The organism is Micromonospora sp. SD19 (assembly GCF_054462275.1).
The window spans coordinates 129,741-151,975 of sequence record NZ_JBTLMN010000001.1 but is presented as its reverse complement, the minus strand read 5'-3'; the positions used below and the strand labels follow the sequence as shown (position 1 = coordinate 151,975).

At 70.0% G+C, this 22,235-nt stretch carries 16 protein-coding genes; 8 read left to right on the top strand and 8 right to left on the bottom strand.

Going from position 1 to position 22,235, the window contains the following annotated elements:
- Positions 1–86 precede the first annotated feature (86 nt).
- The 3 genes from ACX27O_RS00705 to ACX27O_RS00695 all read left to right on the top strand — a co-directional run bounded on the left by ACX27O_RS00705 (position 87) and on the right by ACX27O_RS00695 (position 5,293).
- Positions 87–536 (top strand): DUF5318 domain-containing protein, encoded by a 450-nt coding sequence (locus ACX27O_RS00705; protein ID WP_030331821.1) that lies wholly within the window; start codon positions 87–89, stop codon positions 534–536.
- Between the two features lie 197 nt (positions 537–733).
- Positions 734–3,658, top strand: coding sequence for a transglycosylase domain-containing protein (locus ACX27O_RS00700; RefSeq protein WP_030331819.1), 2,925 nt, complete (start codon positions 734–736; stop codon positions 3,656–3,658).
- 126 nt (positions 3,659–3,784) lie between these two features.
- On the top strand, positions 3,785–5,293 hold the full coding sequence (locus ACX27O_RS00695) for a glycosyltransferase family 87 protein (protein WP_210865602.1): 1,509 nt from the start codon (positions 3,785–3,787) through the stop codon (positions 5,291–5,293).
- Positions 5,294–5,424: 131 nt separating this feature from the next.
- Here ACX27O_RS00695 and ACX27O_RS00690 read toward each other — a convergent pair whose 3' ends face one another.
- Together ACX27O_RS00690 and ACX27O_RS00685 are read right to left on the bottom strand one after the other, a co-directional pair.
- Positions 5,425–7,737, bottom strand: a complete 2,313-nt coding sequence (locus tag ACX27O_RS00690; RefSeq protein ID WP_458938804.1) for a hypothetical protein — start codon at positions 7,735–7,737, stop codon at positions 5,425–5,427.
- Positions 7,734–8,525 (bottom strand): deoxyribonuclease IV, encoded by a 792-nt coding sequence (locus tag ACX27O_RS00685; RefSeq protein WP_030331813.1) that lies wholly within the window; start codon positions 8,523–8,525, stop codon positions 7,734–7,736. The genes ACX27O_RS00690 and ACX27O_RS00685 overlap by 4 nt, the downstream gene beginning before the upstream one ends.
- A gap of 628 nt (positions 8,526–9,153) precedes the next feature.
- Here ACX27O_RS00685 and rpsF point away from each other — a divergent pair.
- From rpsF to rplI, 4 genes are all read left to right on the top strand, one after another.
- On the top strand, positions 9,154–9,444 hold the full coding sequence (rpsF, locus tag ACX27O_RS00680; protein ID WP_036411437.1) for a 30S ribosomal protein S6: 291 nt from the start codon (positions 9,154–9,156) through the stop codon (positions 9,442–9,444).
- Positions 9,445–9,525: 81 nt separating this feature from the next.
- On the top strand, positions 9,526–10,059 hold the full coding sequence (locus ACX27O_RS00675; protein ID WP_030331808.1) for a single-stranded DNA-binding protein: 534 nt from the start codon (positions 9,526–9,528) through the stop codon (positions 10,057–10,059).
- A 41-nt stretch (positions 10,060–10,100) separates the two neighbouring features.
- On the top strand, positions 10,101–10,340 hold the full coding sequence (rpsR, locus tag ACX27O_RS00670; RefSeq protein ID WP_013289355.1) for a 30S ribosomal protein S18: 240 nt from the start codon (positions 10,101–10,103) through the stop codon (positions 10,338–10,340).
- 14 nt (positions 10,341–10,354) lie between these two features.
- Positions 10,355–10,801: a 50S ribosomal protein L9 gene (gene rplI / locus ACX27O_RS00665; protein ID WP_030331806.1), complete on the top strand. Its 447-nt coding sequence runs from the start codon at positions 10,355–10,357 to the stop codon at positions 10,799–10,801.
- Positions 10,802–10,955: 154 nt separating this feature from the next.
- On the opposite strand, the gene ACX27O_RS00660 is transcribed toward rplI, so the two are convergent.
- On the bottom strand, positions 10,956–12,512 hold the full coding sequence (locus tag ACX27O_RS00660) for a hypothetical protein (RefSeq protein WP_357637393.1): 1,557 nt from the start codon (positions 12,510–12,512) through the stop codon (positions 10,956–10,958).
- 381 nt (positions 12,513–12,893) lie between these two features.
- Here ACX27O_RS00660 and ACX27O_RS00655 point away from each other — a divergent pair, with 381 nt between their 5' ends.
- A complete protein-coding gene (locus ACX27O_RS00655) occupies positions 12,894–15,590 on the top strand; it encodes a replicative DNA helicase (protein WP_458938803.1) in 2,697 nt (898 codons plus the stop codon).
- Positions 15,591–15,776: 186 nt separating this feature from the next.
- Here ACX27O_RS00655 and ACX27O_RS00650 read toward each other — a convergent pair whose 3' ends face one another.
- From ACX27O_RS00650 to ACX27O_RS00630, 5 genes are all read right to left on the bottom strand, one after another.
- Positions 15,777–16,454 carry a maleylpyruvate isomerase N-terminal domain-containing protein gene (locus ACX27O_RS00650; RefSeq protein ID WP_030331801.1) on the bottom strand — a complete coding sequence of 226 codons (678 nt, stop codon included), beginning with the start codon at positions 16,452–16,454 and terminating at the stop codon, positions 15,777–15,779.
- A 98-nt stretch (positions 16,455–16,552) separates the two neighbouring features.
- The gene (locus ACX27O_RS00645) at positions 16,553–16,933 is read right to left on the bottom strand and encodes a TFIIB-type zinc ribbon-containing protein (protein WP_030331799.1); all 381 of its coding nucleotides are present in this window, start codon (positions 16,931–16,933) and stop codon (positions 16,553–16,555) included.
- Positions 16,934–16,955: 22 nt separating this feature from the next.
- Positions 16,956–17,588 (bottom strand): phosphoribosyltransferase, encoded by a 633-nt coding sequence (locus ACX27O_RS00640; RefSeq protein WP_030331797.1) that lies wholly within the window; start codon positions 17,586–17,588, stop codon positions 16,956–16,958.
- 41 nt (positions 17,589–17,629) lie between these two features.
- Positions 17,630–18,982: a glycosyltransferase family 87 protein gene (locus ACX27O_RS00635; protein ID WP_358129603.1), complete on the bottom strand. Its 1,353-nt coding sequence runs from the start codon at positions 18,980–18,982 to the stop codon at positions 17,630–17,632.
- Positions 18,983–19,032: 50 nt separating this feature from the next.
- Positions 19,033–21,555 carry a putative bifunctional diguanylate cyclase/phosphodiesterase gene (locus ACX27O_RS00630; RefSeq protein WP_458938802.1) on the bottom strand — a complete coding sequence of 841 codons (2,523 nt, stop codon included), beginning with the start codon at positions 21,553–21,555 and terminating at the stop codon, positions 19,033–19,035.
- Between the last annotated feature and the right edge of the window lie 680 nt (positions 21,556–22,235).

The window sequence follows — 22,235 nt, the reverse complement described above, 5'->3', positions numbered from 1 at the left end:
CGGGGCAAACCCCCGTTCCGAGATGTCGTCGTCACGGAATGTGAGCGCGGTCGCCTGCTCGGGCCGGACCGCGTACCCTTCTCCGCATGCGTACGCAGCGCCAGGTCGTCGACTACTCGCTTCAGAAGCGAGCGGTGCTGCGTGAGCTCCTGGCCGGCCGAGTCGGCACGTACGACGTCTGCGACGCATCGCCGTACCTGAAGAACGCCGCTCGGTTCCATGGTGAGCCGACCGACCGGCGCTGCCCGATCTGCCGCAGCGAAAACCTGACCCTCGTCCACTACATTTACGGTGACGAACTCAAGCAGTCCGCCGGGCAGGCCCGGACACTTGCCGAGTTGCCAGTGCTGGCGATGACGCTGCGTGAGTTCCAGGTCTTCGTGGTGGAGGTGTGCCTCGGTTGTGACTGGAACCATCTCGTCGAGCAGTACCTGCTCGGCCGGGACGGTCTGGCCGCCGACAGCGACGGCACCGGCGAGCAGGACGCGGCGGGCGCCGAAGGCGCCGGCCGGCGGAGGCGAGAGGCGCAACGGTGATCTCAGCTGGTTGTACCGGCCCCGGGGCCGCGGACGTAACCCGGGACGGTCGACTGGATGGTGGTCCGATTGGCCCGATTGATACGGCAATGACCCCGGTCGGCCGGCACCCCCGTGCCGGCGCCCCGGGTGAAGCAACTCACGGCAACCCGGTGGCGGCGCAGCAGCGCCCCACCGCGACCGGCAGGGTGTGAGGAATGAACTCGTACGGCGATCCCAGTTCTGCGCGCGGACGGACCCAGCACTCGGGTCCCGACGGTGACCCCGGACCGGGCGCGGACGACGCGTACCGCAGACCCGGCGGTGACTCCGGCGGGAGTGGCTGGTCAGCCTCCGACCGAGGCACGGCAACCCCAGGCCGGGCCTCGGTGACACCACGGGCTGCCGGTGGTCGCGCCACGGTTGGCGGCTCCGCCTCGGTGCCGCCGCGTGGCGGCGCGGCCGCCGGATCCGCCTCGGTGGGTTCGGCATCGCCGGGCCGGGCCGGACGGGCCTCGGTGCCGGTATCGCCGGCACCGGGTGTGGCCGCCACCGGTCGCGCTGGCGCCGGTCGGGCCTCGGTGCCCGTCTCCCCGGCGCCGGGCGCACCGGCAGGACGGGCGGCGGTCGGCGCCGCGGCTGTCGGGGCCGCCTCGGTCGGCACCGCCTCGGCGGGCCGGGCCAGCGTCGGCTCCGCGTCGGTCGGCGGTCGTGCGGCGGTCGCTCGGGCGAGCGTCTCACCGGTCTCCGGTGGGCCGGGCGGGCCCAATGGGCCGGGAGGCCCGGGCGGTCCCGGTCGGGGCGGTCGTGGTCCGGGTGACCCGGGTGCCGCGGCGCGGGCCAAGAAGCGCAAGCGGATGAACCTGCTGATCGCCGGGTTCGCCGTCTTCATCATGCTCGCCGGCATCGGCGTGGTCGGGTTCACCTACTACTCGACGAACGTGGTGCTCCCGGACGAGATCACCCCGCCGCAGGCGACCACGCTGTACGCCTTCGACAACAAGACGATCATCGCCAAGGTGGGGGATCAGAACCGCACCCTGGTCACCATCGACCAGATTCCGCAGTACGTGCAGGACGCGGTGGCCGCCGCCGAGGACCGGAACTTCTACCGGCACTCCGGTGTGGACTACAAGGGCATCGCCCGTGCCGGCTGGAACAACCTCTCCGGCGGCGACAAGCAGGGTGCCTCCACCATCACCCAGCAGTACGCGCGTAACGCCTACGACAACCTGAAGGACGACACGTACGCCCGGAAGGTGAAGGAGGCGATCCTCGCCTCCAAGCTCAACGACGAGTACACGAAGCCGCAGATCATGCAGCACTACCTCAACGTGATCTACTTCGGCCGGGGTGCCTACGGCATCGAGGCGGCGTCGCAGACCTACTTCGGTAAGTCGGTGAAGGACCTCAAGCCGGCCGAGGGCGCGGTGCTCGCAGCCCTGATCAAGCAACCGGAACCCAGCTCCACCCACCAGGGGTACGACCCGGCGATCAACCCGACCGACGCCCAGGACCGCTGGAACTACGTGATCGACGGCATGGTCAAGGAGGGCTGGCTCGGTGTGCCCGGCAAGGAGCCGCGGCCTACGGAGTACCCGATGAAGAGCATCAAGGCCCCGAAGAAGGGCGGCATCGGCGTCGACTTCGGCGTCGACACCCCGTACGGCAACGTCATCAACTACGTCCGCCAGGAGATGCGGGACAGGGGCATCTGCGTCGAGAAGGACGCGGAGGTGACCGACGCCAAGCCGCTGTGCTCCCAGGCGCTGATGGCCGGCGGCTACCGGATCCGCACCACGGTGGACACCAAGATGCAGGCCGCGGCGGTCGAGACGGCCCAGCGCAAGTCCAAGGGCTCCGAGTTGGCCGGTGAGCGGAGCAACATCATGGCCGCGGTGGTGGCGATCGACCCCACCAACGGTCGGGTCGTCGCGTACTACGGCGGTGACAACGGCACCGGCACCGACTATGCCGGCAAGAACACCGACTCCACCGGGGCGATCAGTGGCGGTCACTCCCCCGGTTCAAGCTTCAAGATCTACACCCTGGCGGCGGCGCTCAAGGAGAAGAAGTCACTCGAGTCCCGGTGGAAGGGCAAGGCTTTCAAGCCGACAGGCACCTTCAAGGTCAGCAACGCCGGCACCGACAACCCCTCCTGCGGCAACTCCTGCACCCTCAGGGTGTCCACGCTGAAGTCCCTCAACGTGCCGTTCTACTACGTCACCGAGGAGATCGGTGCGGACAAGGTCGTCGACATGGCCAAGCAGGCCGGTGTCACCACCATGTGGCGTACTGACACCAACCCGGCGAAGGCCTACGACCTGACCAAGACCGACGCGAAGGACGTCACGCCGGAGCCGTTCTTCAACGTGGTCGGCTACGGCCAGTACCCGATCACCGTGCTGGACCACGCCAACGGCGTCGCCACCTTCGCCAACGGCGGCGTCTACAACAAGGCCCACTTCCTCTACTCGGTCGAGAAGCAGAACCCGAACACCGGTAAGTGGGACAAGGTCTACAGCGAGAAGCTCGACTCGAAGCGCAGAATCGACAAGAGCGTCGTGGACGACGTGACGTCAGTGCTGAAGGACTACCCGGCCGCTGTCAACCATCGGCTCGATGACGGTCGCAAGGCGGCCTCCAAGACCGGCACCTGGGAACTCAAGGGCGGCAGCGAGGACAACGGCGACGCCTGGATGATCGGTTACACGCCACAGCTGGCCACCGCGGTGTGGGTGGGCAACGTGCGGGACCGCAAGCCACTCATCCTCAAGGACGGCCGCAAGGTCAGTGGTGGAAACCTCCCGGGCGACATCTGGGAGCGGTTCATGAACGAGGCGCTGAAGGGCAAACCGAAGCTCGACTTCCCGCCGGCGGCGAACGTCGGCGATCCGGACTCCGGAAACGGCGAAGCGCCTCCGCCTCCGCCCCCACCGCCGCCGCCGTCGAATCAACCCAACCAGCCGTGTAACCCGCTGATCGACCTGTTCTGCAACAACAACCCCGGGGGCGGTGGTAACCCCGGCGGGGGCGGCAACCCCGGGGGCGGCGGTACACCCGGCGGGGGCGGCAACCCCGGGGGCAATCCCGGTGGCGCCGGCGGTGGCCTGTTACCCAGCCTGCCACCCAACCGGGACTGACCCACACCAGCGCACGACGCCGCCGCCGGCCGGACGACCTGTCCCGGCCGGCGGCGGCGTTTTCGTACCCGGAACTCCGCGCCGGGACGGGACGGGCACCCCTGTCGTACGGCAGGATGCCTCTTCATGAGCACCCAGTCGACGCCCGGTATCGACGAAGCCGGAACCATCGACCACCCGTCCCGCTCCGATGGGTTCGTCCGCGGCATCTCCGCCGCGATCGGCGGCCCACTGGGCGACCACGCGACCGCGCTGAACCGGCCAGCCGGTCGGGAGCGCCGCTTCTGGACCGCCGTCCGGATCGTGCTGGCCCTGACCTGCCTGACGCTCGCGCTGCACTGGGTGCAGAAGTCGCCGTGTCAGGACGGCGCCTGGCAGAACAACGTCCAGTACACCCGGTTCTGCTACACCGACGTCCTCGCCCTCTACTACGCCGAAGGTCTCAACGAGGGCAAGGTGCCCTACCGTGACCACCCGGTGGAGTACCCGGTGCTGACCGGCTACTTCATGGGGGCACTGGGCCTGCCGGTGCACGCGATCGGTGACGGCGACCCGAGCATCAACCAGGGGCAGTGGTTCTACAACCTCAACGCGCTGGTGCTGGGCGCGCTCGCGGTGGCCACGGTGGCGGTGATCCTGGCACTGCGCCGCCGACGACCCTGGGACGCGGCGCTGTTCGCACTGGCCCCGGCGCTGGTGCTCACCGCCACCGTCAACTGGGACCTGCTCGCCATCGGGTTGGCCGCCTTCGGCCTGCTGGCCTGGGCCCGGAAACGACCGGCGGTGGCCGGCGTACTGCTCGGGCTGGCCGGCGCCGCGAAACTCTGGCCGCTGTTCCTGCTCGGGCCGATCCTCATCCTGGCGCTACGGGCCGACCGGGTCCGCGCCGCGCTCACCGCCATCGGTACGGCGGTCGCCGCCGTGGTGCTGGTGAACCTGCCGGCCGCCCGGGCGTACCCGGAGAACTGGGACCGGTTCTTCGAGCTGAACACCACCCGGCCGATCGACTGGGGCACGCTCTGGTACATCGGGCGCTACCTGGACGGCAAGGTCGGCAACGACCCCGCCCAGCTCGGTCCGTTCGAGTGGCTGAACGCCAACATCCCCACCCTCAACACCCTGTCGTACGCGCTGTTCGGGTTGGCCTGCCTCGGCGTGGCCGTGCTGGCGCTGCGGGCACCACGTCGACCGCGGCTGGCTCAGCTCGGCTTCCTGGTGGTGGCGGCGTTCCTCATCTTCAGCAAGGTCTGGTCGCAGCAGTTCGTCCTCTGGCTGCTCCCGCTGGTGGTGCTGGCCCGGCCGAAGTGGGGCGCGTTCCTGGCCTGGCAGATCGCCGAGGTCTGCTACTTCGTCGCCTTCTACGGCGAACTGCTCGGCGCGGCGACCAGCCGTCCGGTCTTCCCGGAGGGTGTGTTCGTGCTGGCCTCGACGTTGCGGCTGGCCACTGTGGTGGTGCTCTGCGGGTTTGTGGTGCGGGAGATCCTGCACCCCGAGCAGGACGCGGTGCGGGCCACCTACCCGGACGACCCGGACGGCGGCGTTCTCGACGGCGCACCAGACGCGCCCTGGATAGACCGGTGGCGCCGCAGAGAGACGAGCAGCGAACCGCAACCCGAGCCCGTCCCAACCACCTGACCCAGAGCCTGAAGGTCTACTACGGCCGGAACCACGTCAGGGTTTGCGGGGGAGCCCGCCCGGCGCAGGGATCAAGCCTGACCGCCCGGAGCCGGGCGGGATCCCCCCGCAAACCCCGCCCATGAAGAGCTTCAGAGCCGATAGACGACCGCGTCCCCGACCTCCTGCCGGCTGATGCCGAGCGACTCGACCGGGGCGTCAATGGTGATCTCCCACGGTGTGCCGGCGACCTGGCCGCGCAGCAGCACCACAGTGCGGACGCCGAGCGTGCGCAGGTAGTCGACGCTCGTCTGGTCCGGGAACGACTGGCTCACCCGACGGACGTCGTCGAGTTGGCGCGGTGTGAAGCCGCTACCACCGTTGACCACGTCGGGGAACCCGCTGGTCGACCAGAGCATCACGTGCTGGTCCAGGCTCTGATTGCTGGGCAGCACCAGCATCGGCCCTTCCGCCGAACGCATCGCCGCCGGCTGGGTCGGCACCACCGGATGCGGGGTGGTGTTCAGGCCCTCGACGGTGACCAGCAGCAGCGGCAGCAGGGTGGCCATCCGCAGCCACGGCCCCGGCCAGGACGGGATCCGTTGCGCGGTCAACTCGCGGACCCGGTCGGTGAGCGCGGTGACCGCGCCCGCCGCGAGCAGGGCGAGCAACAACGTGGTCCAGAGCATCAACCGCCCAGGGGTACGCAACCCGCTCCAGCCCGGCAGGTGCTCGAAGAGTGGCACGTAGGTGAAGGTGCCGTCGAAGAAGCGGGTGCCCATCGCGAAGGCCATCGTCACCAGCACCCCGACCAGCAGCAGCAGTCGCTGCCGCAGCCGCCAGACCGAGAAGAACAACCCACCCGCGGCGAGCGCGTAGAGCACGAAGCCCGGCAGGAGGGTCATCTCCGGGTGCCACGGCAGTGCCGCCCGGGCCCCCTCGTGCAGCCCACCCCAGATCCGCGACTCCGCGGGCGCCGTCACGAAGCCCGACGCCGGCGGCGAGAAGATGCTGATGTCGGCGATGGTGCGCTCGGCGTACGGGTGCAGCTCGGTCACCTTGTAGAACGGGAACGCCATCAACAGGCCGATACCGGCGAACAACACCCCGCCGAGCAGATCGGCGGTGAACAGCCGGCGACCGAACGGAACGGCCTGCCTGGTGCGCAGCCGCCGCGCGAAGAAGAGGACGGCAGCGACCAGCACCGTGCCGGCCAGGAAGTACGCGAACGGCAACCCGATGCCGAAGCCGAGGCTGAGCTGCCACGCCGCCACCAGCCAACCGGCGTAGACCCAGCCGTCATGCCGTCGCTCCGGTCGGTAACCGTGTCGGAGGGACCAACCGTGCCCGCGCGCCAACATCGCCAGTGCCAGCGGGATGCCCCCGTTGGAGAGCACGTGCAGGTGCCCGGCCTGGGCCAGCAGCCACGGCGCGTAGGTGTAACTCACACCGGCGACGGCGGCACCGATCCGGCCGGCCCCGAGCTGTCGGGCCAACGCGTACGCCCCGAGCGTGGCGAGCGCGTGCGCCAACACGAACATGATGTTGTAGCGCAGGATGGCGTCCTCGGGACCGCTGCCGAGCATGCCGGCCGGGGCGTACCCGAGCAGGGTGTCGGAGAACGCGAAGCTCCACAGCTCCGGGAAGAACGTGTTGGACTGCCACAGGCGCGCCGGGTCGGCCAGCAGGATGTGCCCGGACCAGGCCATCTGCCAGGCCTGCAGGCTGGGGTCCCAGTAGTCCTGCGGGAGGGTGTAGCGCGGATAGCGCAGCGTCGGCCAGGTCATCAGCACGGCCAGTGCCGTGGCGGCGAGGGTGGCCAGGGTCCACTCGTGGATCAGGAACCGACCGACGGCGCGGCCGGCCCTAGTGAAGATGGAGGGCCGTGGCTCCGGCGCGGAGGCGAACGCCTCCCAACGCTCCGGGCCGACGGGCTTCGCCTCGCCGTCGGCCTTGTCCGGACCGTCGGCGTCGTCACCCTTCGCGCCCTTGCCTGCGTCACCGCCCTTGCCTGCGTCACCGCCCTTGGTCGCGCCGCTGTCCTTGGCGGCAGTGCTGTCCTTGGTGCTGGTGCTGGTGCTGGTGCTGTCCTTGGTCGCGCCGGTGTCCTTGGTCGTGGTGCTGTCCTTGGCGGTGCTGGCGCTGGTGGTGCTGCCGCCCTGGGCGGCGTCCTGCTTGGTGGCGGCCTTCGTGTCGCCGCGCCGGGCCGTGTCGCTGGCGGGACCGCTCGTCGCGGGGGCGGCCTCGGGGTCGCCACTCGGGGCGGCTCCACTGCCTGCACCGACGTCCGGCGGCGAGCCCGCGGTGGTCTCGGTGGCGGCGTTGTCGGAGGTACGAGCCGGGTCGGAGGGGCGAGCCGGCTGGGTGGGCGTGCCCGGCGCGGCCGTGGTGGCGGGTCGACTCTCGGTGTCCGCGCCGGTGGGGGTGGGCGGGGTGTTGCCGGTCCCGGGCTGTCCGCTCGTCATGCCGCCGGGCTCTCCGCTCCGAGTTGCTCACGCAGAAAGTCGATGTCGGCGGCCTGGCCGGCCACGCCGCCCGGTGTCTCGACGACCACCGGCGCGCCGGCCGCCCGGATCACCGCCACCACCAGCTCCGGGTCGATAGTCCCGCCGCCGAGGTTGTCGTGTCGGTCCTGGCCGGAGTTGAACGCACCCTTGGAGTTGTTGGCGTGCACCAGGTCGATCCGCCCGGTGATCGCCTTTACCCGGTCGACCAGGCCGAGCAGCTCCTCGCCGCCGGCGTACGCGTGGCAGGTGTCCAGGCAGAAGCCGACCTCGTGGTCACCGATGGCGTCCCAGAGTCGGGCGAGCGCGTCCAGCCGTCGGGCGCAGGCGTTGTCGCCGCCGGCGGTGTTCTCGATCAGGACCGGCACGCCGAAGCCGCCGGAGTCTGCCGCGTACGCGAAGGTCTTGCGCCAGTTGTCGAAGCCGACGGCCAGGTCGTCGCCCGCGTTGACGTGCCCACCGTGGACGATCAGGCCCTTGGCGCCGATCGCGGCGGCCGCGGTGGCGTGCCCGAGCAGCAGCTTTCGGCTCGGGATCCGGATGCGGTTGTTGAGCGTGGCCACGTTGATGACGTACGGCGCGTGCACGTACAGGTCGACCTCGGCGGCGCGCAGCCGCTCGGCGTCTTCGCGCGGCTTGGGTGCCTTCCAACCCTGTGGGTCGGAGAGGAAGAACTGCACGGTGTCGGCGGACCGGGCGGCCGCCTCCGCCAGCGGGTCGGTCGAGTCGACGTGGGCTCCGATACGCATGCGAGCGAGCCTACGTCGCGACCCCGACGGCCGGGGCGACGGCCGGGGCGGTGTCGCGTCACCGGACGGACCGACGATCGTTGATGGGTGTGAACCGGCGACCAGCATTCCGGTGCCGCCTGTGGCGCGAGCGCCGCACCCGGTGATCGGCGGTCGCCGGCCGACAGCGAGGTCACCCCCGCCGCGCGGCCCGGCGCAGCGGGGGCGACCCCATCGCACAGCGGCCACCGAGCGACGACGATCTCGGAAAATTGTGCTTTTTCCCCCGACAAGGTACGAGTGCTGTTGTATCGTCAGATAACAACACGATAAAGCTCCGCGGGGCGTCTTCGGTCCAACCTCATCGGTGTGGTCGTTCCTCCCCAGGTCCCACCCAAGGAATGCGGACCGGACGCCCCGCGGCCTCGTAGACGGGGGTCCACCACCGGCCGATTGACGGCCGGACGGTGGGCCCCCGTCGGCATGTCCGGGTGCCGGCCCGACCACCCCGGGCATGATCGTTCGGACCGGGTATCCTGGTCAGGTTGTCCGCGTCCGGCCGGGTTCCCTCGGCGCGTGCGGACCACGACACAAGACCTCCTGCCACGGAAGGACCGTGGCCGCTTAGCCCACAGGAGGTGAGCACGTCTTGCGTCATTACGAGATCATGGTGATCCTCGACCCCAGCCTCGAGGAACGCACCGTCGCCCCGTCGCTCGACACGTACCTGAACGTGATTCGGACCGCGGGTGGCTCGGTTGAGAAGACCGACGTGTGGGGCCGCCGGCGCCTCGCGTACGAGATCAACAAAAAGGCAGAGGGCATCTACGCCGTCGTCGACCTGCAGGCCACGCCTGCTGCGGTCGCCGAGCTGGACCGTCAGCTGCGACTCAACGAGTCCGTGCTGCGCACCAAGGTCCTCCGACCGGAAATGCGCTAAGCCTTCAAACCCCCGGTTCGTCCGGATCAGCCTCCGCGACTCTGTCGTAGGGCTCTGGGAGCCTGTACGACGAGACGCTGAGTGCGCGAGGAGATGGTCATGGCAGGAGACACCACCATCACGGTCATCGGCAATCTGACCGATGACCCCGAGTTGCGGTTCACCCCCTCCGGGGCTGCGGTCGCCAAGTTCCGAGTCGCTTCGACGCCCCGTTTCATGGACAAGGCGTCGAACGAGTGGAAGGACGGCGAGCCGCTGTTCCTCGCTTGCACCGTGTGGCGGCAGGCCGCCGAGCACGTCGCCGAGTCGCTGCAGCGTGGCGCTCGGGTGATCGTGTCGGGCCGGCTGCGTCAGCGGTCGTACGAGACCCGCGAGGGTGAGAAGCGCACCGTCATCGAGCTCGAGGTCGACGAGATCGGCCCGTCGCTGCGCTACGCCACGGCGAAGGTGCAGAAGATGTCCCGCTCCGGCGGCGGTGGCGGCGGCTTCGGTGGCGGTGGTGGTGGCAACCAGGGTGGCGGCGGAGGCAACTTCGACGACCCCTGGGCTTCGGCCGCTCCCTCTCCCGCGCGTGCCGGTTCGGGCGCCAATTTTGACGAGGAGCCACCGTTCTAATGGCGCCGAGCGCCCGCGATCGCAAACCAGGAGCACGTGCAATGGCCAAGGCTGCGGCACTTCGCAAGCCGAAGAAGAAGGTGAACCCGCTCGACAAGGACGGGATCACCTATATCGATTACAAGGACACCGCGCTGCTGCGGAAGTTCATCTCCGACCGCGGCAAGATCCGCGCTCGACGGGTGACCGGCGTTACCTCGCAGCAGCAGCGGCAGATCGCCCGCGCGGTCAAGAACGCCCGTGAGATGGCGCTCCTGCCGTACACGGCCACCACCCGCTGAGAGGAGGCACCGATATGAAGATCATCCTGACTCAGGAAGTGTCCGGCCTCGGTGCCCCGGGCGACATCGTCGAGGTCAAGAACGGCTACGGCCGTAACTACCTGCTGCCGCAGGGCTTCGCGATCGCCTGGACCAAGGGCGCGGAAAAGCAGGTCACGGTCATCAAGCGGGCCCGTTCGGCCCGCGAGATCCGCGACCTCGACCACGCCAACGAGGTCAAGGCTCAGCTCGAGGGTCTCAAGGTCAACCTGAAGGTCCGCGCCGGCGACGGCGGGCGGCTCTTCGGCTCGGTCACCCCGGCCGAGATCGTCGACGCCGTCAAGGCGGCCAGCGGCCCGGTCCTCGACCGGCGTCGGCTGGAGGTGCCCGGTCACATCAAGTCGACCGGCACCTACCCGGTGAAGATCAAGCTGCACCCCGAGGTGACCGCGTCGTTCAACCTGAACGTCGTTCAGGGCTGACGTCCGCAACACCACCACGAGGGCCCGCACCGAGTAATCGGTGCGGGCCCTCGTGCGTACGTCATCCGATCCGACGCTGCCCGGACCCGGATGGCCCGCGCGGCCCCGGTCCGCACACCGCCAGCGCGGCCCGGCCCGCAGCCCGGCCGTCGGGTCACCCGATGGGCTGGCCCGTCACCGCGCTGATCAGCACCGTGGAGAGGCCGCCGCCCACCACCGCGGCGGCAACCGCGATGGTCGCCGACCGCCACGTCGTACCGACCCGACGCAGCAGCGCCGCCACCACCAGACTGCTCACCAGCGCCAAACCGAAGCGCGGCGAACCGGCGAGCAGTGACTCCAACGCGCGGGACCGCGCCGAGTCACACCCACCCCCGCTGATGTCGGTCACACAACCCGCCGGTGCCTGGCTGTCCAACGTCAACAACCAGACGAAGATCAGCATCGCCGGCACCAGGTAACAGGCCGCCGTGTACAACAGGGGCCGGACCGACCCGCCCGGGTCCGGGTCCAGCAGGTCGTCCTCCAGACGCCGCGCCCAGGCACCAGTGGCCGCCGACTCGACGCGCTGGCGCACCGACGCCGAGCCCACCGCCGGCCGGTCCGCCCGACGCCGGGGCGCACCCGCGCCCGGCACACCGGCCCGTGGTGCAGGCGAGCTGCGCGGTCGAGGAGCGGTGTAACCCACCACCGGAGACCGTGGCGCAGACGTCGGAGGATCTATCCACCGCGGGTCGTCGTCGGCCAGCCGGGTGCCGGACCAGAAACCGTCCTCACGGCTCGGCCAACCCTCGGCCGCCACCGAACGATCCGAGCGCGGCGGCAGCGTACGGTCCCACTGGTCATCCTCGATCGCGGACCGCTCCCACTGGCCGGTGCGGTCCGACCGCTCCCAACCACCGACGCTCTCCACCGCCGACCACTGCCCGCTCAGGTCCCCGCCGTCCGCTCCCGCCGCAGGCGGCCACGCGTGCACGCCCGAGGCGTCCCACGGGTCCACCGCCGGGGGGTACGACGGTTCAGGCTCCGCCACCCGGTCCGATCCGCGCACCCACGGGTCGGCCGCCGGACGGGTCCAGGACTCCTCCGCCGCACGACGGCTACGCCGGCTGGGTCGGCGGCTCGGCGCCTCGTCCGGCACCTGCTCGGTCGGGGCGGACTCGACATCCCCGCCCGACCAGATCACCTGCGGACGGCCGGCGGGTGCGCGGCGGGGACGACGGTCCGAGACCGCACCGGAGACCGGCTCGTCCCCACCGGCGTCGGCCCGTCGACGGCCGGCGTACCCCTGATCCTGCGGTCGGTCGAGCGTCCACTCCCGGGTGTGGTCCGAGTCTGGCGCGGGGCCGATCGCCGGCTGCTCCCGCCGACGCGTGTCGCCGCCCCGCCACTGCGAAGTCGCCGACTCGGCGGACCGCCGGCCCGCACCGGAGGGCGGCGGGTCGAGCTCGTCATCGTCCTCGTCCGGTGCCGCGTGACGACCGCCGCCGTCCGCGTGCCGGACCCCCGACTCCAGCGCCCACCGGGGCAGGTAGGCGTCGACAGGCTCGTCCTGGCCGCGGTCCAACGCACGGCGCCGGCTGGAGGTGCGGTAGCGCCCGTCCTCGTCGTACGGATCAACCGGAACAGACGCCGCGGGCTCACGCCACGAGGCGGTTGGCTGGCGCTCGCGCGGGCTGCCATCGCCGCGTCCCCAGTCCCGGTAATTCACGGCCGGAGTGTGACCCTTCTGAACCGAAAGCGGAATCCGCTGTCCAGGTGTAGCCGTTCGCTGGAGATAGTACGGGACGATCGTGTCACAGGCCCGACCGAAATATTCTCCTCCACAGGCTGGGGAGCATTTCCCCGCAGGTCAGCGAGCTATGGCCGAGAATTCCCCAATGGTTTTCCACAGGCTGTGCACACGCTGCGCACATGCTGTCCACCGGGATCCACAGGTTGTCCCGAGGCTCGTCCACCGGCGTTGTTGAGTCTCTGACCTCGGGGTCCGTATGGTTGGCCCTCGACCGCCGGCGATGGCCCCCGATCGACCGGCCCGGTCGGACGAGAAGTGTCGTACCCCAGCGGTAGAGCTGGGGTTGGATCCGGCGCAGTGGAGGGGGGACCCGTGTCGGTCACCGACGACATGCGGGCAGAGCCACGCTCCGGCGGAGGCCAGCCACCTTCGCAGCGGGATGGCCAGTTCGACAAGACCCCGCCCCAGGACGTCGCCGCCGAGCAGTGCGTCCTCGGCGGCATGCTGCTCTCCAAGGACGCCATCGCCGACGTCGTCGAGATCCTCAAGACCAACGACTTCTACCGGCCGGTGCACGCCACCATCTTCGACATCATCCTCGAGATCTACGGGCGCGGTGAGCCGGCCGACTCGATCACGGTCGCGGCGGCGCTGGCCGACTCGGGGGATCTCGTACGCATCGGCGGCGCGCCGTACCTGCACACGCTCATCGCCAGCGTGCCCACCGCCGCGAACGCCGCGTACTACGCCCGCATCGTCAGTGAGCGGGCGGTGCTGCGTCGACTGGTCGAGGCCGGCACCAAGATCGTGCAACTGGGCTACGGCACCGCCAGCGGCGGCAGCCGCGACGTGGACGACGTCGTCGACCTCGCTCAGCAGGCCGTCTACGACGTCACCGAACGCCGGGTCAGTGAGGACTTCGCGGTCCTGGCCGACATGTTGCAGCCGACGCTTGACGAGATCGAGGCGGTGGGCGCGCAGGGCGGTGTGATGACCGGTGTGCCCACCGGCTTCAGCGACCTGGACCGGCTGCTCAACGGTCTGCACGCCGGCCAACTTATTATCGTGGCCGGCCGGCCTGGTTTGGGCAAATCTACGGCAAGTATGGATTTTGCCCGAAATGCAGCTATTCGCGCCAACCAGGCTGCGGCCATCTTCTCGCTGGAAATGAGCAAGGTCGAGATCGTCATGCGGCTGCTCTCCGCCGAGGCGCGGGTGCCGCTGCACGTGCTGCGCAGCGGCCAACTCTCCGACGACGACTGGACCAAGCTGGCCCGCTGCATGGGCGAGATCAGCGAGGCGCCGCTCTTCGTCGACGACACGCCGAGCATGAACCTGATGGAGATCCGGGCCAAGGCCCGGCGGCTCAAGCAGCGGCACGACCTCAAGATGATCGTGGTCGACTATCTCCAGCTGATGACCTCGCCGAAGCGCACCGAGAGTCGCCAGCAGGAGGTCGCCGACCTGTCCCGTGGCTTGAAGCTGCTGGCCAAGGAGGTCGAGTGCCCTGTCATCGCGGTCAGTCAGCTGAACCGTGGTCCCGAGCAGCGCACCGACAAGCGACCCCAATTGTCCGACTTGCGGGAATCAGGCTGCCTCACGGCGGAGACCCGGGTGGTTCGAGCGGATGACAACACCGAGATCACGCTCGGTGAGTTGTTGTCAAGCAACGCTAAAGAAATCCCGGTCTGGGCGTTGGACGAGAGCCTTCGCTATACGCCCCGCACCATGACCCACGTCTTCCCCAGCGGCACCCGCGAGGTGTTCCGGCTGACCCTCGCATCGGGCAAGCAGATCGATGCCACAGCGAACCACCCCTTCCTCGCGTTCACCGGGTGGGTGCCGCTCGGTGAGCTGTCGCCCGGAGATCGCATCGCCACGCCGCGACACCTACCGCCTCCAATGGTCACCCGCCCGTGGGTCGATGCCGAGGTGGTCATGCTGGCTCACCTGTTGGGCGACGGCTCGTTCGTGCGCCGCCAACCCATCCGGTACGCAAGTCGTGATGAGCTGAACCTGCAGGCCGTGACGGAAGCAGCGAAGCACTTCGGGATTTCCGCCGTCCGCGACGACTACGCGGCCGCGAGGGTCACAACCCTCCGCCTGCCAGCGCCGTACCGCCTGGCTCGCGGTCGGCGCAACCCGATCGCGGCTTGGTTGGACGAGCTGGGCCTCTTCGGTCTGAGGTCACACGAGAAATTCATCCCTGCTGGCGTTTTCAGCCTGCCGAAGGAGCAGATCACCAGCTTCCTGCGGCACCTCTGGGCTACTGACGGTTCGGTGACCGTCAGTAACACCGGCCGCGGAGGGCGCGTCTATTTCGCGTCCACGAGCCGACGAATGCTCGAAGACATCTCTCGACTGCTCCTCAGGTACGGCATTACAGCCCGGCTGCGGGTCGTACCAGTCGTGGGACACCGCCCTCAGTACACGCTCGACATCTCCGGTCGGGACGACCAGTTGAGGTTCCTGCGCGAGATTGGCGTCCATGGGGAGCGCTCGGAGGGCTGCGCCGCTCTGCTTGCTGCTCTGGAGTCGACGGAGAGCAACACCAACGTTGACACCGTGCCGCGCGAGGTGTGGACCAGGGTGAAGGAGATCTTGGTCGAGCAGGGGATGACCCACCGTGAGTTCGCCGCCGCCATCGGCACCCAGTTCTGTGGCAGCGCCCTCTGGAAGCGCGCGCCCAGCCGTTCCCGACTGGCGGCGATCGCCACCGTCCTCGACGCGGCCGACCTCGACCTGCACGCGACGAACGACATCTTCTGGGACTCGATAGTGTCCATCGAGTCGCTCGGTGAGCAGGAAGTGTTCGACGCGACTGTGCTCGGGAAGCACAACTTCATCGCCAACGGCATCGCCACCCACAACTCGATCGAGCAAGATGCCGACGTTGTCATCCTGCTGCACCGCGACGACTACTACGACAAGGAGTCGCCGCGGGCCGGGGAGGCGGATTTTATTGTTGCCAAGCATCGGAATGGCCCCACCGACACGGTGACCGTCGCGGCCCAGCTGCACCTGTCCCGCTTCGTCGACATGGCCATCGGCTGACCGCACGGCACCGTCGACGGCTTAGGGCCTGTTTCATAAGGACTGGCCGGCCTGCGGCGGGCCCGGACGACGACCGGCGGCGTTGCGGTTTCGTCCGGATACGACACCGGTATCCGGACGAAACCGCGCCTTGCCGGATCGCCGCCCGGACTCCGCCTCGGCTCGACCGCCCTTATGAAACAGGCCCTAGCCGAGCAGCGGGAACCAGCCCGCCGACTCGCCCAGCTCCAGCCTGTCCCGGTCGGTCAGCGGCACCCGCCCGGTGGCCTTCAGCAGGAAGTCATGGTCGTCCCATGCGGTGGGTCTGACCGTGTCGTCGCTGAGCAGGCCGTCCATGGTCGCCACCGCGACGCGTACCGCAAGTGGGCCGGGCGGCGGGGCGTCGGGGAGTTCCAGCGTCAGGTCCAGGTGGTGGATGGCGGCCTCGGTGGTCAGGGTGGCGAGGAAATCCGGCACCCGCAGCACGTGGCCCTGTGTGGTCACGTACCCGTCAGGGGCGGCTGACGCGGCGGCGCGGACCGAGGCCGGGGCGGTGTCCCGCCAGAGGTCGACGATCCCGGTCGGACGGTCGAAGGCGGCGGCCGATCGGCGGACCCACCAGGCGTGCCGGGCGGAAGTGTCGTCGTCGCCGGGAAAGTCCCGCCAGTAGCTCACGTCGTCGACGTCGGCGGGGCCGTCGACGGGGCTGGCCAGGGCGACGAGTGCCCGTTGGGCGTCGCCGAGCACGTGCAGGAGCAGGTCGGCGACGAGCCATCCCTGACAGCGGGTGGCTCGTTGCAGGCCGGCGTCGTCCAGGCGGTCGACCACCGCGGTGATCCCGTCGTACGCCTGGGCCAGCGCCTCGTGCGGTCGGATCGCGGTCATGCGATTCAGCCTGGCATGAAGCCTGCCGCCCGCCAATGGTCACCGGTGGTGTGCCCGGGCCGACGCGTGGATCGACCCGGGCGAAGGCTTGCCTCGGCTCAGCCGAACATCTCGTCGAGGAAGCCCTTGCGCTTCTTCTGCCGGTAGTGGCCGTGGTAGCCGTGGTGCTGCTGCGGGTGGCCGTAGGCCGGCTGCGGCGGGTAGCCGTGGGCGGGCGGGGGCGGCGGCGGGACGTTGCCGTACCCGGGCTGGTGCGCCGGAGGCGGGGGCGGCGGCGGGTAGCCGGCCGGCTGCTGCGCGGGCTGACCTGGCGCGCCACCGGCCTGCTGGCGGCTCCAGTTGGCCTCCGCTTCGAACAGCTTCTCCAGTTCGCCGCGGTCCAGGAAGATGCCTCGGCACTCCCCGCACTGGTCGATGACGACGCCGCTGCGCTCGTACTGGCGCATTTCTCCGTGACACTTGGGACAGGTGAGGCTCATCTCCCGACGGTACCTGGTGCACCTAAGCGGTTGCTGTGAGCGCCTCGGTGACTTCTTCGTCGGACACCTCGTGGAAGTCGTCGTAGTAGACGCTCACCGCGCCGAAGTCGGGTGGGCGTTGGGCGCAGATGACCTGGTCCGCTTCGGCGGTCAGCAGCTCGTACGCCTCCTGCGCGCCGACCGGGACCGCGACCACGACCCGGTGCGCCCCGAGTTGGCGGGCGACCTCGACGGCGGCGCGGGCGGTCGCGCCGGTGGCGAGGCCGTCGTCGACGATCACCGCGGTCCGTCCGGTGAGGTCCAACTGTGCGCGCCCGCCCCGGTAGAGCCGTTCCCGGCGTTCCAGCTCTGCCTGCTCCTGCCGGCTGACCTGGGCGATGTCGTCGCTGCTGAGCCGGCCGGCCACCAGGTCGTTGAGCACCTGGACGCCGCCCGGGCCGAGTGCGCCGAAGGCGACCTCCCGGGCCCACGGCATGCCGAGTTTGCGGACGACCAGCACGTCCAGTGGCGCGCCGAGCCGTTCGGCGACGACTCGGGCGACAGGTACGCCGCCCCGCACGAGGCCGAGGACGACGACGTCTGGTTCGCCGATGAGTGCGCTGAGCCGTTCGGAGAGCACCCGGCCGGCGTCGGCCCGGTCGCGGTACGTCGTCATGCCTTCAGGTCTACGCCCTGACGGGTCGTTCCGCTCGGAAGTTACGCCGAAGTGCTCCGACCGGGCCAAACGTCGGGAAGCGGGGTGGCCGGCGTGTGGGCCGGGCGGTGCAGCGCGGGTGCCCAGGTCAGCAGCGCCAGTGGATACAGCAGGTAGCCGAAGCGGGTCGAGGGCATCAGGGCGATGGCGGCGAGCAGCCCGTACCCGCAGATGAGGGTGGCGGCGACGGCGGTGCGGGGCGGGCGGCGGGCGAGCCGGACGGCGATGGCCACTCCGGCGGCGACCAGCAGCGCGGCGGCGATGAGTCGGCCGGCGGGTAGCGTGCTGGCGATCAGGTAGCCGGGGAACGGTGACTGCGCGGGGCTGGTGACCAGCCCGTGGCCGAGCGGGAAGCGCAGCACGTTCTCGGTGAGGGCGTCGCGGTCCACCAGCAGGGCCGGGAGTAGTGCGGCGACGGGCAGGCCGATGGCGCCGGCGGCGACGCGGGTGCCGGCGCGGCGGGTCAGGCCCCAGATGATCAGGACCAGGGCGACCGGCCAGGCGAACAGTTTCAGCGCGCCGGCGAGCCCGACGGCGAGGCCGGCCCGGCCGGGTCGGTCGGTGGCGGCGAACGCGAGGGCCAGCAGGCAGAGCGCGAGTACGGGTAGGTCGTCGCCGCCGGTGGCGAGGGTGAGGGCGCAGATGGGCAGGACGGTGGCGGCCTGCACGCCGCGCAGCAGGGCGGCGTCCCGCTGGTGGGTGGCGGCGGTGGTGGTGGGCTGGCCGGCGGTGGCTCGTGTGCCGCGGAGGGCGGCGACGGCCAGGGCGAGGGCCAGCGCGGTGCCTATCGCGAACCAGACCCGGGAGTCGGTCCACCAGGTGTCGAGCAGCGCTCTGGGCAGGCCGAACATCGCCATGCCGGGTTGGTACGGGGTGTAGCCCATCAGTTGCTCGCCGGGTGGCAGGGCGGCGATGGCGTCGGGTCCGAGGTACGGGGTGCCGTGTTCCAGGAGGCGGTTGCCGGCCTGTTCCACTACCAGCACCTCCTCCTGGGCCCGGTCGGTGCGTCCGCCGGCCCGGTCGATGCTCTGCCAGGCCAGCGGCAGCAGTGTGGTGGCGGCCCAGGCGAGACCGGTGACCGTCCAGCGGGCTGGCAGGCCGGTCAGCCGGGAGGTCGGGGATCGTCGACGCAGCAGCAGTTGGGCGGTGACCGTCAGCGTGGCGAGCAGGTAGCCGACGGCGGCGACAGCGCCCCAGGCGCGGTGCGGCAGCAGGGTCGACGTGACCGCGGTGATCGCGGCGAAGGTGGCCGAGACGGCGTAGAGGCCGAGATCGAGGGCGAGCCCTCCGGCGGCGTTGTCGAGCGTCCGCCAGTGCCAGCGACGGCGGCGGGCGGTCGGGTCGTCGGCGATCACGCGCGACAGTCTGGCAGACCGGGCTGCCCGCGCTCCGGGCCGTCGCCTGCTCAGGCGGGCAGGTGGGGGAGGCGGTCGGGTCGGGAGCGGCCGGCCTGGCGGCGGTTCTGGCTCAGCCGGATCACGGCCCCCGCGTCGTGCAGCGGTGCGGCGAGGGTGCCCGGTCGGCCGCCGGAGCCGCGTTGCATCGCCGCGAGCAGGGTGCCGGACGGCATTGGTCGGGCGAACAGGTGGCCCTGGCCGGCGACGCAGCCCAACTCCCAGAGGGCTCGCCGTTGCGGTTCGCTCTCCACTCCCTCGGCGACCACGTCCAGGTCGAGGCTGCGTCCCAGGTCGAGGGTGGAACGGATAACGGCGGCGGCTTCCGCCGAACTCTCCATCGTCGTCACGAAGCTCCGGTCGATCTTCAGTTCGTGTACGGGGATCCGGGAGAGCAGGGACAGCGAGGAGTAGCCGGTGCCGAAGTCGTCCAACGCCAACCGGACTCCCTCGTCGCGTAGCCGGCTGAGCACCCGGTCGACCACGTCGAGTTGGCTGAGGGTCAGCGTCTCGGTCAGTTCCAGGACCAACCGGTCCGGTGGGAGGTCGTGGGCGCGCAGACGGGCCAGCACCGAGCCCGGGAACCGTGCGTCGAGCAGGCTGCGCGGGGACACGTTGACAGCGACCGGTACGTCGAAGCCGGCGTCGCGCCAACTCACCGCCGCGATCAGCGCCTGGTCGAGGATCGCTTCGGCGAACGCCGGCAGCAGGCCGGAACGCTCCACCGCCTCCAGGAACCGCAGCGGGTCGATCAGGCCGTGGACGGGGTGGTGCCAGCGGGCCAGAGCTTCCGCGCTGGTCACCTCGCCGGTGCCCAGGTCGACGATCGGTTGGAAGTTGACGACGAACTCGTGGTCGGCGACCGCGCGGGGCAGGTCACCGCCGAGAGTGAGGCGGCCGAGGTCGGCGGTGTCCCGGGTGGGGGCGTAGGTGGCGATCCGCTGTCCGGCCCGTTTGGCCTGGTACATGGCCACGTCGGCGCGGCGTAGCAGCTCGGCCATGCCGCCGTTGGACGGGGCGCCGGAGATCCCGCCGCTGGCCTCGACGCTGATGCGCATGCCGTCCAGTTCGAACGGCTCGTGCAGGGCGGCGAGCAGCGTCTCGGCCCGGTGCGCGGCCACCGCCGGGGCCGGCAGACCCCGCAGGAGTACGGCGAACTCGTCGCCGCCGAGGCGGGCCACCAGGTCGGTCGTCTGGGCCGCGCCGCGCAACCGGTCGGCCACCTGCACCAGCACCTGGTCACCGGCGGCGTGCCCGAGCGTGTCGTTGACCTCTTTGAAGTGGTTGAGGTCGATCAGCACCAGCGCGGTCACACCGTCGGCGTGTCGGGTGCTCAACTGCTCGGTGCCCTCGTCGAGGAGTTGTCGGCGGTTGGCCAGGCCGGTCAGCGCGTCGTGTGAGGCCGCGTACGCGTGCTCGTCGGCCACCCGGGCCAGTTCGGCGTACGCCTGGGCGTTGCGGACGGCCGTGCAGAGCGCGGACGCGAAGGTGCGCAGGGTGTACTGCTCCCGTTCGGAGAGTCGCACCGGGCCGCGGAAGCGCAGTCGGAGCATGCCGACGTCGACGGTGCGGTCGTGGCCTTCCAGCGGCGCGGGGACGACGGTGCCGTCCACGCCGGTGGGGGTGCCGGTCGGGCCGTCGAAGGTGATGCCGCCGGTGCCCCCGCGTACGGTGCGACCGCCGTCACGCAGCTCGATTTCGACCTCGTCGGCGGAGAACAACTCGGCGGCCTGGGTGACGGCGGTGGTGAGGACGTTGTCCAGGTCGACCACGTTGAGCGCGTCGGTGGTGCGGGCCAGCCGCTGCCACGCCTGCTGTTCGGTGCGACCGCGGATGCGCGCGGAGTAGGCCAGGTGCAGGCTCAGGACCAGGGGTGGGACGGCGAGCAGTAACCGGGGGTCCATCTGGAGGGTGAGCAGGGTCAGTGCCGCCACCACGAACCGGACCGCGTAACCAGCCAGGCGAAGATCCAGGTTGCTGCGGAACTGGGTCGAGATCTTGGTGCCGGAGGCGAGCGCGATCACGGGGATCGCCAGCAGCTCGTCGAGTAGTGACGCGAGGAGGTACGCGAGCGCCAGGACCCCCACCAACTGCGGGGCCTGCATGTCGGGCCAGGTCCAGTCGAGCACGGCGAAGGTTAGGCCCGCACCAGCCGCGACGAGGATGTTCTTGCCGACGCCGAAGGCCAGCTTGATCGGTGGTAGACGGGCCGAGGCGATGGCGATCCCGACGCAGGTGCAGAGCGCAACCCACGGGACGGGGGCGATCGCCGCCGCGATGACGATGGCCGCCTCGCTCCAACTGATGAGGTGCACCGCGGATCGGACCCGTACGCGCGTCTTGACGAACGCACCCAGGGCGATCATGGCGGTCAGCGTTACCAGGGTTGCTCCGTCTGGTGTCGGAGCCTCGACCGCAGGGAAGGTGAGCCTCAGGGAGGCGAACGTGACGACTGCGGCAGCAACGACGAGGAGACCGACGATCAGCCGTAGCCGTCGATCGGTCCCGTCATCGCGTCGTTGTGAAGAGGCCACGCAACTCCTGGATTACCTCGCCTGTCGTGCTAGCACCATATCGCCGGACGATGCAGAAGTCCTGCACCGATGTCAGCCCCACTCGTTTCCGCGCATTTCACCCACCCTCTCCTTCGTACGGCTGTCGGGCTCCGATGGCGCCGACTCTCTACGAATGGAGCTTAAATGGGGTTGGCCCTAGTTAGGGATGATAAATGTCGTTATCCTCAACATTAGTTAATCCCGTACTGATAAGTGACATTCTGTTTGCGTTCCGGTGCGGAGAGCGCTGGGATGTTCGCCTCCTGCATCCGCTCCGTCGCGGAATGTCGTGAGCCCTGCCGACCGATTAGACCGCGCCCTCAGTGTGGGTGCTCCGGTGCCGCAACTCATCCGCCGATTCGGCCAACCGCTCACCAGCTTCAGCCAGGAGTTCCACTCGTCGAGTGTCGGCGCAAGCGTTGACCGGTGAACGTGGCTGACCCTGGCGCTGCCCCAAGGTGCGGCCCGGGTGTGGAAGCCAGCAGTTGCGGCTTTCGTTCCTTCTTTCCGTGACGTGGCAAGGGTCGAGAACGCTAAGGCAACGGACGGTTCTTGCAATGTTCGCATTGCACTCGGCGACCTCGTCACAGTGGATGGCCGTGGAGCGCTCGCATCGACGGACTGATTGGCGTCGGGCGTTCCTTCCGGTGCCCGTAAGC

Bases quoted from the DNA above. Each gene is read 5' to 3' on its own strand.
- ACX27O_RS00705 (WP_030331821.1), top strand. From the start codon at position 87: ATGCGTACGCAGCGCCAGGTCGTCGACTACTCGCTTCAGAAGCGAGCG.
- ACX27O_RS00645 (WP_030331799.1), bottom strand. From the start codon at position 16,933: ATGAGCCTCACCTGTCCCAAGTGTCACGGAGAAATGCGCCAGTACGAG.
- rpsR (WP_013289355.1), top strand. From the start codon at position 10,101: ATGGCCAAGGCTGCGGCACTTCGCAAGCCGAAGAAGAAGGTGAACCCG.
- ACX27O_RS00650 (WP_030331801.1), bottom strand. From the start codon at position 16,454: ATGACCGCGATCCGACCGCACGAGGCGCTGGCCCAGGCGTACGACGGG.
- ACX27O_RS00640 (WP_030331797.1), bottom strand. From the start codon at position 17,588: ATGACGACGTACCGCGACCGGGCCGACGCCGGCCGGGTGCTCTCCGAA.
- ACX27O_RS00695 (WP_210865602.1), top strand. From the start codon at position 3,785: ATGAGCACCCAGTCGACGCCCGGTATCGACGAAGCCGGAACCATCGAC.
- ACX27O_RS00700 (WP_030331819.1), top strand. From the start codon at position 734: ATGAACTCGTACGGCGATCCCAGTTCTGCGCGCGGACGGACCCAGCAC.
- ACX27O_RS00690 (WP_458938804.1), bottom strand. From the start codon at position 7,737: ATGACGAGCGGACAGCCCGGGACCGGCAACACCCCGCCCACCCCCACC.
- ACX27O_RS00685 (WP_030331813.1), bottom strand. From the start codon at position 8,525: ATGCGTATCGGAGCCCACGTCGACTCGACCGACCCGCTGGCGGAGGCG.
- rplI (WP_030331806.1), top strand. From the start codon at position 10,355: ATGAAGATCATCCTGACTCAGGAAGTGTCCGGCCTCGGTGCCCCGGGC.